This window comes from Pseudomonas sp. RA_15y_Pfl1_P11, from assembly GCF_963970975.1.
In the GTDB taxonomy this organism is placed as follows: Bacteria; Pseudomonadota; Gammaproteobacteria; order Pseudomonadales; family Pseudomonadaceae; genus Aquipseudomonas; species Aquipseudomonas tritici.
In genome coordinates this window covers 13,734-28,834 of the sequence record NZ_CAXAOY010000005.1, presented here as the reverse complement: position 1 = coordinate 28,834, position 15,101 = coordinate 13,734, and the positions used below count along the sequence as shown (strand labels likewise).

Below are 15,101 nucleotides of genomic sequence, written 5' to 3'. Positions count from 1 at the left end.
ATGGTTATTGGTTATGAAGTATCGAGTCAGAGAGTGATCATGGCAACCCTCGTCACTCACGGAGCCCAGGTTATGAGCCCTACCAAGTCGGTTACTGAACGTGTTTGCCAAGCCATCGGTTTTGAGGGATTGGCATTGTTGATCTGCACCCCATTGCTGGCGTGGATCATGGACAAGCCCGCCCTGGAAATGGGCATGGTCACCCTGGCGATCAGCCTGATCGCGCTGACCTGGAACGTGATCTTCAACGGCCTGTTCGACCGCCTCAAGGTGCGCCTGCAACTGGCCAACACGCCGTGGACGCGGGTGTTGCATGCGTTGCTGTTTGAAGGCGGGCTGATTCTGGTGTGCGTGCCGCTGATCGCGGCGTGGCTGAACATCAGTCTGATCCAGGCGTTCATCCTCGACATAGGTGTACTGCTGTTTTTCCTGCCGTACACCTATGTGTATCACTGGGGCTATGACGTGCTGCGCGAGAAGCGCCTGGGGCTTAAAGAAACATCCCCCCCGAAGCCTCAATGCGCTGACCGGTGATCCAGTTGCTGCCGCCACCTTGCAAGCCCGGCTCTAGCGTCGCGCCGACAACTGCTGCGGCGCCAGGAACGCGTCGTGGAAGTAATCGCGCACCGCCTGCATCGCCGGGGTAAACGCACGCTCACGGTGCCAAGCCAGGCCGACGCTCATGGGCGTTACCGGGTCGGTGACGGTCAGGGTTTCGATGCGTTTGCCTTCCAATGACCAAGGCCTGTGCACCAGGTCTGACAGGATCGCCACACCACTGCCATTGGCAACCATGCTGCGCACTGCCTCCACCGAACTGGTGCGCAGCCGCACCTCTGGCGCTTGCCCGGCCTGCTCCCAGTAGCGCATGGCGCTGTGCTCGGCCTCGTCGACGGTGAGCAGGATGTAGGGCTCCTGGGCCACATCCGCCAGGCTCACGGCGCCGCGTTCGCACAGGGGGTGATGGCTGGGCAGCCACAGGCGGCGTTCCGAATTGAACAGGATTTCCGAGACGATATCCGGGTGGGTGAGGTTGGCGGTGAGCACCACCGCCATGTCGAACTGGCCGTCGAGCAAACCTTGTTCGATGGCTTGGCGCTCCTGCTCAAAGACCTCGATGGTCACGTCCGGGTGCCAGTGTTCCATGCGTTGCAAGTGGTGGGGCAGGAAGTAGCCGAGCACCGTGTAGCTGGCCGCCAGGCGCAACACGCCACTGGCGCGGTAGTCGGGCAACGGGCTGTTCAACGCATCATCGACACTGCGCACAATCACATAGGCGCGGTTGAGAAAGTGCCGGCCGGCGTCGGTCAGGTTCATGCCCTGGGCCGAGCGTACGAACAGTTGCACACCCAGCATGGCCTCCAATTCCTTGATCGCCGTGGTCACTGCCGATTGGGAGATATTCAGGTGAATCGCCGCCTGGGAAATCTGGCCAATCTCAGCCGTGGCGACGAAATAGCGGACTTGGCGCAAGGTCAGGGACATCTGCCTCTCCAAAACGTAGGGCTATCTGATTTTCAGAAGATGGGCCATCTGATAATAGATCTTCCCAAGGGGTCAAGCTGCAGCCTACTTTCCAGCATCACCTTTTGGCGGAGCGACCCTGATGCAGGCAGTGGATTTCAACTCAGACATGGGCGAAGGCTTCGGCCCCTGGACCATTGGCGACGGCGTCGACGCGGAGCTGATGGCTTATATCAGCTCGGCCAATATCGCTACCGGCTTTCATGCCGGTGACCCCGGCACCATGCGCCGTACCGTCGAGCGTGCCAAGCAACTGGGCGTCGCTATCGGTGCGCACCCTGGCTTTCGTGATTTGGTCGGCTTCGGCCGGCGCCACATCAACGCCCCGGCGCAGGAACTGGTGGACGACATGCTCTATCAGCTCGGCGCGCTGCGTGAAATTGCACGTGCCCAAGGTATGATCCTGCAACACATCAAGCCCCATGGCGCGCTGTATATGCACCTCGCCCGCGACGAAGAAGCCGCGCGGCTGCTGGTGCAAAACCTGCAAATCATCGAGCCGACATTGCTGCTGTACTGCATGCCCAACTCGGTGATCTGGCGCGTCGCCCAGGAACTCGGGCAGCCGGTGGTGCGCGAGTTTTATGCCGACCGTGAGTACGATCTGACGGGCTCCATCGTGTTTACGCGCAATGTGCGGGCGCTGGATCCTGCGACGGTGGCGGCGCGAGTCCTGCGTGCGTGTCAGACCGGTCTGGTGCGCACCGTTGAAGGCGAAGACTTGTTTATCGAATTCGATTCCATCTGCCTGCACAGCGACACGCCCGGCGCGCTTGAACTGGTGGAAGCGACCCGCGAAGCCCTGGACCGAGCGGGCATCACCGTCACAACACCCCAATAAGATCGAAACATTATTTTTTTCGCCTGCCTTTCTACAATGATTCCAAGAGGAACAGACATGGCTGAAACGTCTCCCATCCGCTACAGCTTCGGCGGTGATGAACACCTGTTTGCCGAGGTCAGCGAGAGCATGTCCCTGGAGGCCTTTTTCAAAGGCATGGCCGTGACGCGTGCGGTGGAACGCCTGGCGCTGGAGGGCGTGCTGGACGTGTGCCTGGCCAATGCATCGTTCCAGATTCGCTTCGACCCCGACCGCATCGCGCCCCATGCACTGCTCGATGCGGTGCAAACCGCCGAATCCCAGGCCGTGGCCGAACGCACCCTGCACACGCGCATCATTGAAATTCCAGTGCTCTACAACGACCCCTGGACCCATGAAACCCTGATGCGCTTTCGCGACCGCCATCAAGACCCCAGCGGCACCGACCTTGAATACGCGGCGCGCATCAATGGCCTGGCCGATGTGGATGCGTTTATCGCCGCCCACAGTGGTGCGCCGTGGTTTGTGTCGATGGTCGGCTTTGTCGCGGGCTTGCCGTTCATGTTCCAGATGGTCGAGCGCGAGCGGCAGTTGCAGGTGCCCAAGTACCTGCGCCCGCGCACCGACACGCCGAAACTCACCCTCGGCCACGGCGGCTGCTTTGGTTGCATCTATTCGGTACGCGGTGCCGGTGGTTACCAGATGTTCGGCGTGACCCCGGCGCCGATCTACGACCCGGCGCAGCAATTGGCGTACCTCAAGGAACACATGGTGTTCTTCCGTCCCGGCGATATCGTGCAATTCAAACCGATGGACCGTGACGCCTACGACCTAGCGGTGGCCGAAGTGGACGCAGGACGTTTCGACCTGCGTATCCGCTCGGTGGAGTTTTCCCTCGACGCCTTTCTCGCCGACCCCATTGGTTATCCGAAATCCCTGCAGGAGGCGCTGGCATGATCAAGGTCCTCAAACCCGGCCTCGCCACCTCCGTGCAAGACCTTGGCCGCGAAGGTTATTACCACTTGGGCATCCCGCCGTCGGGCGCGTTGGACCAATATGCGTTGAGTACGGCCAATCACCTGGTGGGTAATCCGGTCGGCGCGGCGGGGTTGGAATGCACGCTGATAGGCCCCGAACTGGCGTTTCAACAGGACGCGTTGGTGGCACTCAGCGGTGCCTTGATGTCGCCGCGCCTGGACGGTGAAGTGGTGCACCAGGACACCGCGTTCCAGGTGCGCGTCGGGCAGGTTTTACGCTTTGAATTTCCCAAGGCCGGCGCGCGGACCTATCTCGCGGTGGCCGGTGGTATTGATGTGCCGAGGGTGCTCGGCAGTCGTTCGACCTACACCCTCGGCGCACTCGGTGGGTTTCACGGTCGGCGCTTGCAGGAAGGCGATGAATTGCCCATCGGTGAGGCCAGCGGTACGGGCCGTGCGGGCAACAGTTTGCCGATGGCGTTACGCCGTTCGGTGGGCGGTGATGTGACCCTGCGTGTGGTGCCAGGGCTGTATTACGAGCGCCTCACGGATGCGGCCAAACGCAGTTTTTTTGCCGAGCCCTGGACGGTGGGTTCCGAAGCCGACCGCATCGGCTATCGCTTCAAAGGCGGCAGTGCACTGAGCTTTCAGCCAAGGGAGCAGCCGTTTGGCGCGGGCTCCGATCCTTCGAATATCGTTGACAGTTGCTACCCGATTGGTTCGATCCAGGTGCCGGCCGGGTTGGAGCCGATCGTGTTGCATCGGGACGCGGTGTCGGGCGGTGGGTACGCAATGATTGGCACGGTGATCAGTGCCGATCTGGACTTGATCGGGCAGATGCAGCCGAACCAGCGGGCCGGGTTTGTGGCGGTGACGCTGGAGGAAGCATTGGAGGCGCGGCGGGTGTACAAGAAACGGCTCAACGCGATGGCTGGACTCTTCAATCACTGAAGAAATACACAACCAAATGTGGGAGCGAGCAAGCCCGCTCCCACATTTTGTCCTGAGTTGTGTCAGAAGAGTTTAGTGAACAGCCAGTAAAGGCTACCTGAAAGAAGAATGGCCGCTGGCAATGTGAGCACCCACGCCATCAGCAAATGACGGATAGTCCGCCTCTGCAACCCACCGCCATTCGCCACCATGGTCCCCGCCACACCCGACGACAGCACATGCGTGGTCGACACCGGCAACCCGTACATGTCCGCCGCGCCGATGGTCAGCATCGCCACCATCTCGGCCGAGGCACCTTGGGCATACGTCAGGTGCGTCTTGCCGATCTTCTCGCCGACTGTCACCACGATGCGCTTCCAGCCCACCATGGTGCCCAGGCCCAGGGCGATGGCCACGGCGATTTTCACCCACAGCGGAATGAAGCGTGTGGAGCTGTCGATCTGTTGCTTGAACAGTTGCAGCTTGCCCTGGGTGTCGGCGTCGAAATGGCCGACCTTGCCCTTGTCCATCAGGCGAATGGTTTCGCTGGTCAGGTACATGTCGTTACGTACGTTGCCGACGGCTTCGGCGGGCACTTTGGCCAGGGAACCGTAGCCTTTGACTTCGTCCCCGATCTGTCCGGCGAGCGCGGCGAGGGCGGGCACCAGTTCCGGCGTGGCTTCCTTGGTGCGCACGTAGGTCGAGAGGATCGGACGCGGGTCGCCTGTCAGTGCTTGCGGCGCGCTTTTTAGCAGGGCGACCTGGGTGACTTCAGCCACGGCCGCGAACTGCAACGACTGCTCGGCGGGCATCGCGCGGTTCAGCGCGTAGGCCATCGGCAGCGTGCCGACCAGAATCAGCATGATCAGGCCCATGCCTTTCTGCCCATCGTTGGAACCGTGGGCGAAGGAGACGCCAGTGCAGGTGGCGATCAGCATGCCGCGGATCCACCACGGCGGTGGCGCGTCGCCTTTCGGCGCCTTGTACAGTGCGCGGTTCTTGACGAAGGCGCGCAAGGCCAGCAGCAACATCGCGGCAAACGCAAAGCCGATCAGCGGCGAGAGCAGCAAGGCGTAACCGATCTTGATCGCCTGGCTCCAGTCCACACCGCTGGTACCGTCGCGCCCGTGCATCAAAGCATTCGCCACGCCAACGCCGATGATCGAGCCAATCAGAGTGTGGGAAGACGACGCCGGCAAACCCAGCCACCAAGTGCCGAGGTTCCACAGGATCGCGGCGATCAACAGCGCGAAGATCATCGCAAAACCGGCAGATGAACCCACCTGCAAAATAAGCTCCACCGGCAGCAGCGCAATGATGCCAAACGCCACCGCACCGCTGGAGAGCAGCACGCCGAGGAAGTTGAAAAAGCCCGACCACACCACCGCAAAATACGGCGGCAGCGAGTGGGTGTAGATCACCGTCGCCACCGCGTTGGCGGTGTCGTGGAAGCCGTTGACGAACTCGAAACCCAGGGCAATCAACAGCGCCACGCCCAACAGCAGGAACGGTGTCCAAGTGGTGAGTTGCGCGCCCATTTCGCGCATGTCATGCATACAGGCTGTAGGCGGTAAACAACAGGCCCATGGCGAGCACGGCGACGAACATGATCACCGTGACCAGGCTGGGTTTCTTGTCTAGCCGGGGTTTTGGGGCTGCGGGTGAAGCGTGGGTTGAGGCAGTCAGGGAGGGGATGGCCATGCCGGAGCATCCTGTGTAGGGAGGATGTCGTGCATAGTCATTGCAAAGTATTACAGAGATGCTGCGGTAGGTCATTGTTTAGGGAATTGGATTTGCCGCCGGTCCATAAAGCACCGCAAAACCAATGTGGGAGCTGGCTTGCCTGCGATAGCGGTGTATCAGGCCCTGCAAAGGGCACTGACAAATAGCTATCGCAGGCAAGCCAGCTCCCACGGTTGATCTCATTTCAGCTCGAGAATTTGCGGAATGCCCAACGTCCAGCGATTAACGTGAAGGTCGCCACCAACGCCACCAGAATCCAAAACCCCTCCGGATCCTGGGAGAGTGGCACACCCCCCACGTTCATCCCAAAAAAACCGGCAATGATGTTGATCGGCAATGCCAGCACCGTCACCACCGTAAGGGTGAACAACGTGCGGTTGCTTTGCTCGTTGAGGTTGGCGGCGATCTCTTCCTGCAGCAGCTTGATGCGTTCGCCCAAGGCCATCAGGTCGTTGATGATCAGCGCAAACTCTTCGGTGGATTTACGCAGTTCCTTCACGTCTTCCTTTTGCAGCCACTGCGGCGGGCGGTTGAGCAGACGCAGTAGCGAGCCCGGCTCCAGCGCCAGCAGGCGTTGCAGACGCACCAGCACCCGGCGCGCGGCACCCAGTTCGGTGCGGTTGGTGGACAAGCGCGAGGACAGCAACTGGTCTTCGATATGGTCGACGCTGATGCTGGTCTTGCGCACGATCTGCGTCAGTACTTCACCCTGGTCGCGCAGCAGGTGCACCAGCAAGGCCAGCGGTGAGCGAAAGCTCTCACCGGCCTTTACCGACGAACGTAATTTGTCCACCGAGTGCAGTGGTTGCAGGCGCGCGCTGATCAACAGACGGCTGCGGGCGCAGACCCAGAGCGTGGAAATATCCGACGAGACCATGCTGCTGAAGTTGAACACCACGTCGTTGACCACTGCCAGCAAGGCCGAGTCGACATGTTCGATACGCGTGGAGCGCGAGCCTTCATGCAAGGCTTCGAAGAACTCTTCCGGCAGGTCCAGGTGTGCCTGCATCCAGCGTTCGCACGCCGCGTGGGCCAGGTTCAGGTGCAGCCACAAAAACACTTGCGGGTCGGCTGGTTGCTGCAGGGCCTGAAGCGCCGTGGCCGAATCTATCTGCTCGCCCTTTTCACCGGGCCGAAAACGGAAACCGTAGAGCAAGCCAAACAGATCGGGGTCCTGGTGGCTGTGATCAATGCTGTGGTTCATGGGGGCTCGCAGAGAAATGGCCTGTAGGACGTTTCACAGGTCGCGGGGGCGATCATTGCAAGGTGAAATGACAGTTTTGTGACGATTTTGTAATTATTTCGTCGTGGTGACATTTATTTGACCGTTTGTCAGCAGCCGTTCAAGAAGCCTCCAGCTCGGCCGATTCAGGGCATATGAGCCGCCGTGGATGGGCGGTGCTTTGACGACAAGGACGTTAGGCGTGCACGCACCAATTCCTTGTATCGAGGCTTTTCCCCGATGAATGTTTTGCGAACCTCCTTGAGAGCACAAATCCTGTCGCTGCTCGGTGGCAGCCTGTTGGCGATCTTGCTGATCGCCCTGGCGTGTTTCAACTTCCTGTCCAACGGCGTGCAGAGTTATCGCAGTTTGATTGATGGGCCGTTACTGACTTCACAGATGATTGACGAGGCCAACCTGCAATTCAAAGTGCAGGTGCAGGAATGGAAAAACGTCCTGCTGCGCGGTAAGCAGCCTCAGGACATGGAGAAATATTGGGGCCAGTTCCAGGACCGTCAGCGCGATGTGCAAGACATCCTCACGCGGCTGGTCACCCAGACCACTGGCGACCCGACCGTGAGCCGGCGTATCGAAACCCTGCGCCAGGAACACGTGCAACTCGGCGTGGCCTACCAGAAGGGCCGCGATGCCTACGTAGCGGCGGGCGGCGATGCAACCGCCGGCGACACGGCGGTCAAGGGTGTGGACCGCGCTACCAGCGAGCAGATGAGTGCACTGGTCAACGACCTGCGTGCGCAGGGCAGCCAGCAATCCAAAGCCATCAGCGCCTACGCTGAGCGCACCGTGTTGGTGGGCCTGGCGGTTATGTTGCTGTCCGGTGTGTTGATCGGCCTGTTCAGCCTCTGGCTGATCAACCGTAACCTGATCCTGCCGATCCGCAGCCTGATCGATTACGTGACGCAACTGAGCCACGGTCGCTTCGCCGAGCGCGTGGCCAGCCGTCGCCAGGATGAGCTGGGCCATCTGGCCGCAGCGGCGAATACCTTGCGCGATTTTCTTGCCGAAACGTTCAGCCGCCTGCAGCGCAGCGCCACCGACCTGGTCAGCTCCAGCGGCGAGTTGAATGCGATCGCCGGGCAGATGGCGAACGGTACCAGCGATCAATTCAACCGCACCGACCAGGTGGCCACGGCGATGACGGAAATGTCGGCCACCGCCCAGGAAGTCGCGCGCCACGCCGCCAGTGCCTCCCGTGCTGCTGATGAGGCCGATCATTCGGCCCGCGAAGGCGGTGAAGTGATGAAGGTTACCATCGCCACCATCGGCCAGATGCGCAACGAGATCCTCAACACCGGCACCATCATCCGCCGCCTGGAAACCGATAGTGTGCGCATCGGCAAGGTGCTGGAAGTGATACGCGGGATCGCCGAGCAGACCAATCTGCTGGCGCTCAACGCCGCCATCGAAGCCGCGCGCGCAGGCGACGCCGGCCGTGGTTTCGCGGTAGTGGCCGATGAAGTGCGCAGCCTGGCGCAACGCACGGCGGCGTCGATCATCGAGATCAACGGCATTATCGAGGCCGTGCAAACCGGCGCGGTGGACGCGGCCGAAGCCATCCTGAGCGGCCAGTCGTGCAGTGATGACAGTGTGGAGAAGGTGACGCAGGCCGGTGCCATGCTGGCTCACATCACCCAGGCGGTGGAGGCGATCCGCGACATGAACCGCCAGATCGCCACGGCTGCCGAGGAGCAGACGTCGGTGGCGGAGGATATCTCGCGCAATATCACGCAAATCACCACTGTGGCCACGGCCAACCTCGACAACGTCAAGCGCACCGAAGCGGCAAGCCACAACCTGCGCGGGTTGTCGAGCGAGTTGAATGAGGTGACGGCGCGTCTGGGCGCCTGATCGGGCATAAAAAAACGCCACCCCCTAGGGTGGCGTTTTTTTTTGCGTATTCGACTCAAGTATCGAGTTTGTTTTCCAGGACTTCGCTGGTTTTGGCGTCGAGTTTCAGGTCCCACTTTTTGCCAGTGGTGTCGGTCAGGTCCACTTCGTAGACCAGGCGACCGGCTTCGTTGTCCAGCTCGGTGTCATTGATGGTGGCGCCGGGGTGTTTGGCCAGGGCGTCTTTGTTGAGCTGCGCGAAAGGCTTCACGGCGCCGGACTGCAACAGGCCTGGAATCTGGTCTGGGCGAACGTCGGCCTGAGCCAGGCCAGCAGTCAGGGTCAGGGCGGTAGCGGCGAACAAAACGGTCAGGTTTTTCATGGTGTGTGTCCTTGTCTGGTGAGCTGTTTAAGTGGGATCAGGTTATCCAGCGCAACTTAATTCATCCTTAATTATTTCAAGCGGTTGCGCAGTTTGTTCAATCCGACGCGCGCGGGGGATTTCATGCTGGGGGCTCACTTCAAAGGAGACTCGGCATGAAACGCTTAGTGAGTTGGATCTATGCGCCCGCCTTTTTGCTGGGGTTTATCAGTTGCGGACTCTGGCAGCCGAACAGCTTGATTCTGCTGTTCGTGATTGCCGTCGCAGTGTCATTCCTGGCAGAGCAGTGGCTGCCCTATGAACCGCAGTGGAATCGCAGCCTGGGCGATCGTCGGCGCGACACCTTGCACGCCTTGGTCAACGAAAGCCTGAATGCCGCTGGATTGTTGATCCTGCCGGGGCTCACGGCGCTGTTGGCGTTTGAAGGTATCTGGCCGCGTGGCTGGCCGCTGTGGGAGCAACTGCTGATGGCGATTGTGCTCGCTGATGCCGGTATTACCTTGATGCATTACGCCAGCCACCGCATTAGGCCGCTGTGGCGTTTGCATGCGGTGCATCACAGCGTGCAGCGGCTTTACGGTTTCAATGGGTTGATGAAGCATCCGTTGCACCAGATGCTGGAAGCCACGGCGGGGCTGCTGCCATTGATCCTGCTGGGCATTCCCTCTCCGGTGGCGCAGTTGCTGGCATTGGCCATCGCCGTTCAATTGCTATTGCAGCATTCCAATGTGGACATGCGCCTGGGGCCGTTGCGGTGGGTGTTCGCCTGGGCGCCTGTGCATCGGTTTCACCATATGAAGTACGGTCGCGCCGGGGATGTGAATTTTGGGCTGTTTTTCAATCTGTGGGATTGGTTGCTGGGCACGGCGTTCTATCGCGACGGGCATCGCATGGGGCCGGGAGACCTGGGGATTGGCAGTCGACCGGATTTCCCGGTGGCGTATGGGGAACAGTTGCGTGACCCGTTCAGGCCGGTTGCCTTGAGCAAGGAACCGGCACTGCCATACGATTCACGCTAATAGCTGCACCTCCAGCCGGCGCAATGAGGCTGCCGCCGTGACGCCAAACAACTGCTTCATGGTCCGTGAGAAGTGCGCGGAATCAGCAAAACCCGCACCGTGCGCAGCGTCGGTCAGCGTGCCGCCGGCGAGTGCCAATTGCAGGGCGATGCGCAAGCGTCGCCACAGCACCAGGCGGCGCACGGGCAAGCCGAGTTGATCCGAGAACAGCCGCTCCAGTTGGCTCAATGACAGGTGCGCCGCTTCGGCCAGGGCGTGGGCAGAAACCTTGCCGCTCAACTGCTGATCCAGTGCAGCAAGGGCACGCTCCACGCGTGGATCATCCAGCGTGCGCCGGGGGAGTTGGCGTAACCCCTCCAGGGACAGCTGTTCGTGGATCAACAGGTGTTGCAAGTGGGCGGTATCAAACACGGCGGGTTCGGCATACAGCACCTTCACCTCACCCTCAGTGTCGAGAATGGCGTGTGTCTGTCGCGAAGGGATAAACAGGCGATGCGCTGTGGTGACCTGGCCATCAAGGCTGACCGTGATTGGCCGGGCGCAGAGCATCAACTGGTGGGCGTAATGCGCATGGGGCGCGGTGCGCCCCAGCTCGCCGAGGATCAGGCCGTAGTCACGCCCCAACCACAGGCGGCCTGGCCATTGGGCCTTCACTCAGTACTTATAGTCGTTCAGCAGGTCCTGCACGCTGGACGACGGCCAGCGTTTGTAGAACTTCAGCAGTTCGGCGGCGCGGTTGGTGAAGATGCCATCGACGCCCGCTTTCATCACCTTCTCGAAGTCGACCGGCTCATCCACGGTGTAGACGTGTACCAGCAAGCCTTTGTCGTGGGTCAGCTTGTTCATCTCGGGTTTGACCAAGTCCGAATAGCTCTGGTCGCCGTGGTTTGTCAGCTCAGCCGATGGGCCGGTGCCGATGGCGCCGAGGTTCTTGGCTTCGTCGACCCATTTTTCGAACTCGGCAGCGTCCTTAGGCGCCTGCTTGGCGTAGTAGGCGGCCTTGGTCGGTTCGCCGGATTCGGCGAAGGTCTGCTTGTTTTTCGGTTCGATGCTGCCTTCGCCCACCCACAGCAGGAGGATTTTCGGGGTGTTGGGCATTTCGTTCTGCAGCGCTTTGAGGCTCGCCACTTCGAAAGTTTGCAGCACCACGCGGCCCTTGCCCTGGCCGACGCCGGTGTTGCTCTTGCCCAGCTTGGAACCGGCGGAACTCAGCCAGCCTTTGTCCAGCAGCTTGTTCTTCAGGTCGGCTTCGATGCCCGGGAATTGCTTGGGCTCCTTGGTTTCGATGTAGAGGCCGGGTTTGTGCTGCGGGTTGCCCTCGGCGATCTTGATGATGTCGTCCAGGCTCTGGATTTTCAAGCCGACGAAACCCGGGCGCGCACGGTCCGGGTAGGCGGCGTTGAACCAACTGCCGGCGTCGAGGGTTTGCAATTCTTTCCAGGTGAATTCGTTGGCCGGGGCGTCCTTGCGGTCGGGAAACTTGGTGGCCACGTCGGTGGTGCGCTGCAGGTTGTTGTCGTGCAGGGCGAACAGCACGCCGTCCTTGCTGCGCTGCAGGTCCAGTTCCAGGTAGTCGGCGCCCAAGTCACGCGCAACCTTGTAGGCGGCGGCGGTGGACTCAGGCGCGTCGTATGAAGCGCCCCGGTGGGCGATCACGGCAGGGTAGGGGATGCCTTCGTTAGTCGCCAATTCAGCCGGGCTGATCGGGTCGGCAGCCTGTGCTTGGCCAAGGCCGAGCACCAGGGCCAGCAGCAGGGCGCTCTTGGTAAACGTGACAGGCATATGCGAAGTCCTTTCTTGGGGGAGGCTTTGAGAAGGCCTCCTTTTTAACAATTGATGGCGAAAGGCGCTATCACCAAACCGACATTAACGTGCGCATGGGCAAAATTTTCGGGTTTTTAGGGGATGCATTGCAGTACTCTTGCCCGAAGCTGCCCCATTAGAGGACGCTACTTTTTGCCACGCGTGTAAACCATCTTTCCAGTCCATATAGGACTTTTCAGTGAGGTTTACCATGCGCATCACCTCCGAGCTTATCTGCCAGGCCGCCGACCAACTCCACGGGTTTGTTGGCCTCAACCGCAAGACCGGCCAGTACATCGTACGTTTCAGCGAAGACGCCTTCGGTATGGACGTGGCCGATGACGGCATCATCCCCACCGCCGAGTTTGTCTGGCTGCCGGCCCCGGAGCAGACCATGACCCTGTCCCGCGAGCGCCTCCAGTTGTTGCTGGATCAGAACATCGACGACCGCATCAACATCACCGAACCGCTGCGGGTGTACATGCGGCGGGCGGAGATTGCGCAGATCAGTGCGTTGCGCAGTCTGGTGAGCTGAATAACGAGGCCGATCAACTGTGGGAGCACGCTTGTCGAATCGCAGCATAGCTAACTACACACTTTAAATATGATCGTGCGTAGCAGCTGTCGAGCCCTGGCGAGGCTGCGTTTGCGGCCTGTCTGACACAACGCTGACGCAGCCACGCCGTGGCTCGACAGTTGCTACGCAGAAAACGTATAGACCTCTGGCTATCGTAGCGATGCGGCGATCCGACAAGTCAGCTCCCACCGCGTTTTTGTGCTGCTCTTCAGGCACTATTTCAATGGTGGAATGTGTAAGCCCGCTCTACTTTGCACACCCGGGTCTGAAAGGCCGAGTACCAAGTGGCGCGCCCCTGTTCGCGCACCGCTCGATGCTCGGCGTGCTGCTTCCACGCCAAAATCGCCGCCTCACTCTCCCAGTACGACACGGTAATCCCCAGGCCATCTTCCCGTGCCGATTCCACACCGAGAAACCCCGGTTGTTCGCGCGCCAGTTCCAGCATGCGGTTGGCCGCCTGGCCGTAACCTTGATCGCCCTCGGTGCGCAGTGAGCTGAAAATCACCGCGTAGTAGGGCGGGGCAGGCGTGCGCGCGATCATGCCGACACCGCCTGACAGGCTTTGAGCAGGGCAATCGCCAAGGGTGGGGTGATGCCTTTTAATGCGTTGCGTTCGGGTTGGAACAGGGTGGCCACGAAGAACGGGTGGTCGAGCAGTTCCACCGCGCGCAGGTCACCTGCCGAGTCATGGCCACTGGGGATCAGATCGCCTTCCAGCAGGGCATTGAGAAACTCAGGGTTCACGCCATAGCGGCAACGATAACCTTCCTGTACATCAAGAGTCCCGTAGGCTTCGGCGATGCGGGTGTAGGGCGCCAAACGCACGGTGTCGGTGGCTTCCACCAGTGTGCAACTCAGCGGCGTGATCACCGCGCGCTTTGCATGCGGAGCGAGTTCGCCATGCTCGGCGTCCTTCCAGCCCAGCACATTGCGGGCATATTCCAACACCGCGTGTTGAAAACCGCCGCAGGTGCCGAGAAACGGACGCCGCTGTTCGCGGGCAAAACGGATCGCTCGCAGTGCGCCATCGGTGTCGCGGTAGGGACTGCCGGGCACGCACCAGAACCCGTCGAAGCCATGCAGTGACTGGGGCAGCGCATCCGTGTCGAGCCACTGGGAATGAACGATCAGACCCAGGGTGTCAGCTGCTTGTTGCAACGCCACGGGTATGGCCTGGTGGGCGATAACATCGGGGTTGTAATCGCCGATCAGGGCGAGGTGCAAGGGTGTGGCGTTCATCGTTTACGTCCCATGGCTTGTGGTGTCCTGGGGTGCACTATAGATTGGCGCCAACGCAATCAAAATTGGCATTTGCCCACATGTTCAATGCAGCCACGCACTATTCAATTGACTACCCTGACCTGTCGCTGATCCTCGCCCTGGTGCGCGGCGGCACCCTCGCGCGGGCGGCGGCGTTGTTGCGGGTGGACGTGTCCACGGTGTTCCGCGCAGTGCGGCGCCTGGAGGCGGCGCTGGGCCAGACACTGTTTGAAAAGAGCCGCACGGGCTACTTGCCCACCAGCCTGGCAAGCAACCTGGCCCAGCAGGCGGAGCGCGCTGAACAAGCACTGGAGGCGGCGCGTGTTGGCGTGGAGCAGGGGGGTGAAGTGATCAACGGCACGGTGCGCCTGACCTGTACCGATTCGGTGTTGCAGGGTTTATTGCTGCCGGCCCTGGCGCAATTCATGCCGCAGTACCCTGCGCTGATCCTGGAGCTGAGCACGTCGAATGATTTCGCCAACCTCAGCCGCCGCGACGCTGACATCGCCCTGCGCCTGACTCGCACGCCGCCGGAGCATCTGGTGGGCCGTCGCCTTGGTAGCGTGGCCTATCAGGTATGCGCCAGCCCTGGTTTCGCCCGCCAACACGCGGGCCGTGAGTTGGCCGACCTGCCCTGGATCACCCCGGATGACTTCCTGCCCGACCACCCTACGGTCGCCTGGCGCCGCGAGCACCTGCCCGGTGTGCGCCCCAGTTATCGCTGCAACAGCATGTTGTCGGTCACCGAGTTGGTGCGGGCGGGGCTAGGGGTGGCGGCGTTGCCGGACTTTCTATTGGATGCAGGCCTGCAAACGCTGGGTCCCGCGTTGGCCGGGCACGATACGGCGTTGTGGTTGCTCACGCGCGCGGACTGCCGGGCGTTGCGCTCGGTGGTGACGTTGTTCGATGAACTGGGGCGGCATATTGGGATGAAGTGTGGTACCGCCGCTCCCACCGGGGATCACGGGTGTTCTTGAGGTTTTCGGACAAAGTGCT

General features: G+C 61.0%; 15 protein-coding genes and 1 pseudogene. 8 read left to right on the top strand and 8 right to left on the bottom strand.

Going from position 1 to position 15,101, the window contains the following annotated elements:
• Positions 1-72 precede the first annotated feature (72 nt).
• The gene (locus tag AACY44_RS07575; protein WP_339417078.1) at positions 73-534 is read left to right on the top strand and encodes a multidrug/biocide efflux PACE transporter; all 462 of its coding nucleotides are present in this window, start codon (positions 73-75) and stop codon (positions 532-534) included.
• Between the two features lie 33 nt (positions 535-567).
• On the opposite strand, the gene AACY44_RS07570 is transcribed toward AACY44_RS07575, so the two are convergent.
• A complete protein-coding gene (locus tag AACY44_RS07570; protein WP_339417077.1) occupies positions 568-1,485 on the bottom strand; it encodes a LysR family transcriptional regulator in 918 nt (305 codons plus the stop codon).
• Positions 1,486-1,606: 121 nt separating this feature from the next.
• Between AACY44_RS07570 and AACY44_RS07565 the strand changes: the two genes are divergently transcribed.
• From AACY44_RS07565 to AACY44_RS07555, 3 genes are read left to right on the top strand one after another with little or no spacing between them, the layout of a single operon-like run.
• Positions 1,607-2,365, top strand: coding sequence for a 5-oxoprolinase subunit PxpA (locus AACY44_RS07565; protein ID WP_339417076.1), 759 nt, complete (start codon positions 1,607-1,609; stop codon positions 2,363-2,365).
• A gap of 57 nt (positions 2,366-2,422) precedes the next feature.
• On the top strand, positions 2,423-3,301 hold the full coding sequence (locus AACY44_RS07560) for a 5-oxoprolinase subunit B family protein (RefSeq protein ID WP_339417075.1): 879 nt from the start codon (positions 2,423-2,425) through the stop codon (positions 3,299-3,301).
• Positions 3,298-4,272 (top strand): 5-oxoprolinase subunit C family protein, encoded by a 975-nt coding sequence (locus tag AACY44_RS07555; protein WP_339530002.1) that lies wholly within the window; start codon positions 3,298-3,300, stop codon positions 4,270-4,272. The genes AACY44_RS07560 and AACY44_RS07555 overlap by 4 nt, the downstream gene beginning before the upstream one ends.
• 62 nt (positions 4,273-4,334) lie before the next feature.
• On the opposite strand, the pseudogene AACY44_RS07550 reads toward AACY44_RS07555, so the two are convergent.
• Together AACY44_RS07550 and AACY44_RS07545 are read right to left on the bottom strand one after the other, a co-directional pair.
• Positions 4,335-5,952: pseudogene (locus AACY44_RS07550) on the bottom strand (inorganic phosphate transporter).
• Positions 5,953-6,178: 226 nt separating this feature from the next.
• Positions 6,179-7,198, bottom strand: a complete 1,020-nt coding sequence (locus tag AACY44_RS07545) for a transporter (RefSeq protein WP_339417072.1) — start codon at positions 7,196-7,198, stop codon at positions 6,179-6,181.
• 258 nt (positions 7,199-7,456) lie between these two features.
• Here AACY44_RS07545 and AACY44_RS07540 point away from each other — a divergent pair, with 258 nt between their 5' ends.
• A complete protein-coding gene (locus tag AACY44_RS07540) occupies positions 7,457-9,085 on the top strand; it encodes a methyl-accepting chemotaxis protein (protein ID WP_339417071.1) in 1,629 nt (542 codons plus the stop codon).
• A 55-nt stretch (positions 9,086-9,140) separates the two neighbouring features.
• Here AACY44_RS07540 and AACY44_RS07535 read toward each other — a convergent pair whose 3' ends face one another.
• On the bottom strand, positions 9,141-9,446 hold the full coding sequence (locus AACY44_RS07535) for a PepSY domain-containing protein (RefSeq protein WP_339530000.1): 306 nt from the start codon (positions 9,444-9,446) through the stop codon (positions 9,141-9,143).
• A gap of 155 nt (positions 9,447-9,601) precedes the next feature.
• Between AACY44_RS07535 and AACY44_RS07530 the strand changes: the two genes are divergently transcribed.
• Entirely contained in the window at positions 9,602-10,465 is an 864-nt protein-coding gene (locus AACY44_RS07530) for a sterol desaturase family protein (RefSeq protein ID WP_339417069.1), read from the top strand.
• Here AACY44_RS07530 and AACY44_RS07525 read toward each other — a convergent pair.
• Both AACY44_RS07525 and AACY44_RS07520 read right to left on the bottom strand, forming a co-directional pair.
• Positions 10,457-11,119: a helix-turn-helix domain-containing protein gene (locus AACY44_RS07525; RefSeq protein ID WP_339417068.1), complete on the bottom strand. Its 663-nt coding sequence runs from the start codon at positions 11,117-11,119 to the stop codon at positions 10,457-10,459. The two genes, AACY44_RS07530 and AACY44_RS07525, sit on opposite strands and share 9 nt — an antisense overlap.
• Positions 11,120-12,247, bottom strand: a complete 1,128-nt coding sequence (locus AACY44_RS07520) for a glycerophosphodiester phosphodiesterase family protein (RefSeq protein ID WP_339436050.1) — start codon at positions 12,245-12,247, stop codon at positions 11,120-11,122. It lies immediately after the preceding gene.
• A gap of 232 nt (positions 12,248-12,479) precedes the next feature.
• Here AACY44_RS07520 and AACY44_RS07515 point away from each other — a divergent pair, with 232 nt between their 5' ends.
• Positions 12,480-12,803: a DUF2025 family protein gene (locus AACY44_RS07515; RefSeq protein WP_339417066.1), complete on the top strand. Its 324-nt coding sequence runs from the start codon at positions 12,480-12,482 to the stop codon at positions 12,801-12,803.
• 262 nt (positions 12,804-13,065) lie between these two features.
• Here the strand turns inward: AACY44_RS07515 and AACY44_RS07510 are convergent, their stop codons facing one another.
• Positions 13,066-13,386: an antibiotic biosynthesis monooxygenase family protein gene (locus AACY44_RS07510; protein WP_339436052.1), complete on the bottom strand. Its 321-nt coding sequence runs from the start codon at positions 13,384-13,386 to the stop codon at positions 13,066-13,068.
• The gene (locus AACY44_RS07505) at positions 13,383-14,084 is read right to left on the bottom strand and encodes a CTP synthase C-terminal region-related (seleno)protein (RefSeq protein ID WP_339436053.1); all 702 of its coding nucleotides are present in this window, start codon (positions 14,082-14,084) and stop codon (positions 13,383-13,385) included. The genes AACY44_RS07510 and AACY44_RS07505 overlap by 4 nt, the downstream gene beginning before the upstream one ends.
• An 80-nt stretch (positions 14,085-14,164) precedes the next feature.
• On the opposite strand from AACY44_RS07505, the gene AACY44_RS07500 reads away from it, so the two are divergent.
• Positions 14,165-15,082, top strand: coding sequence for a LysR family transcriptional regulator (locus AACY44_RS07500; RefSeq protein ID WP_339417063.1), 918 nt, complete (start codon positions 14,165-14,167; stop codon positions 15,080-15,082).
• The last annotated feature ends 19 nt before the right edge of the window (positions 15,083-15,101 follow it).

Bases quoted from the DNA above. Each gene is read 5' to 3' on its own strand.
- AACY44_RS07530 (WP_339417069.1), top strand. From the start codon at position 9,602: ATGAAACGCTTAGTGAGTTGGATCTATGCGCCCGCCTTTTTGCTGGGG.
- AACY44_RS07545 (WP_339417072.1), bottom strand. From the start codon at position 7,198: ATGAACCACAGCATTGATCACAGCCACCAGGACCCCGATCTGTTTGGC.
- AACY44_RS07565 (WP_339417076.1), top strand. From the start codon at position 1,607: ATGCAGGCAGTGGATTTCAACTCAGACATGGGCGAAGGCTTCGGCCCC.
- AACY44_RS07540 (WP_339417071.1), top strand. From the start codon at position 7,457: ATGAATGTTTTGCGAACCTCCTTGAGAGCACAAATCCTGTCGCTGCTC.
- AACY44_RS07515 (WP_339417066.1), top strand. From the start codon at position 12,480: ATGCGCATCACCTCCGAGCTTATCTGCCAGGCCGCCGACCAACTCCAC.
- AACY44_RS07555 (WP_339530002.1), top strand. From the start codon at position 3,298: ATGATCAAGGTCCTCAAACCCGGCCTCGCCACCTCCGTGCAAGACCTT.
- AACY44_RS07535 (WP_339530000.1), bottom strand. From the start codon at position 9,446: ATGAAAAACCTGACCGTTTTGTTCGCCGCTACCGCCCTGACCCTGACT.
- AACY44_RS07500 (WP_339417063.1), top strand. From the start codon at position 14,165: ATGTTCAATGCAGCCACGCACTATTCAATTGACTACCCTGACCTGTCG.
- AACY44_RS07570 (WP_339417077.1), bottom strand. From the start codon at position 1,485: ATGTCCCTGACCTTGCGCCAAGTCCGCTATTTCGTCGCCACGGCTGAG.
- AACY44_RS07520 (WP_339436050.1), bottom strand. From the start codon at position 12,247: ATGCCTGTCACGTTTACCAAGAGCGCCCTGCTGCTGGCCCTGGTGCTC.
- AACY44_RS07510 (WP_339436052.1), bottom strand. From the start codon at position 13,386: ATGATCGCGCGCACGCCTGCCCCGCCCTACTACGCGGTGATTTTCAGC.
- AACY44_RS07575 (WP_339417078.1), top strand. From the start codon at position 73: ATGAGCCCTACCAAGTCGGTTACTGAACGTGTTTGCCAAGCCATCGGT.
- AACY44_RS07505 (WP_339436053.1), bottom strand. From the start codon at position 14,084: ATGAACGCCACACCCTTGCACCTCGCCCTGATCGGCGATTACAACCCC.
- AACY44_RS07560 (WP_339417075.1), top strand. From the start codon at position 2,423: ATGGCTGAAACGTCTCCCATCCGCTACAGCTTCGGCGGTGATGAACAC.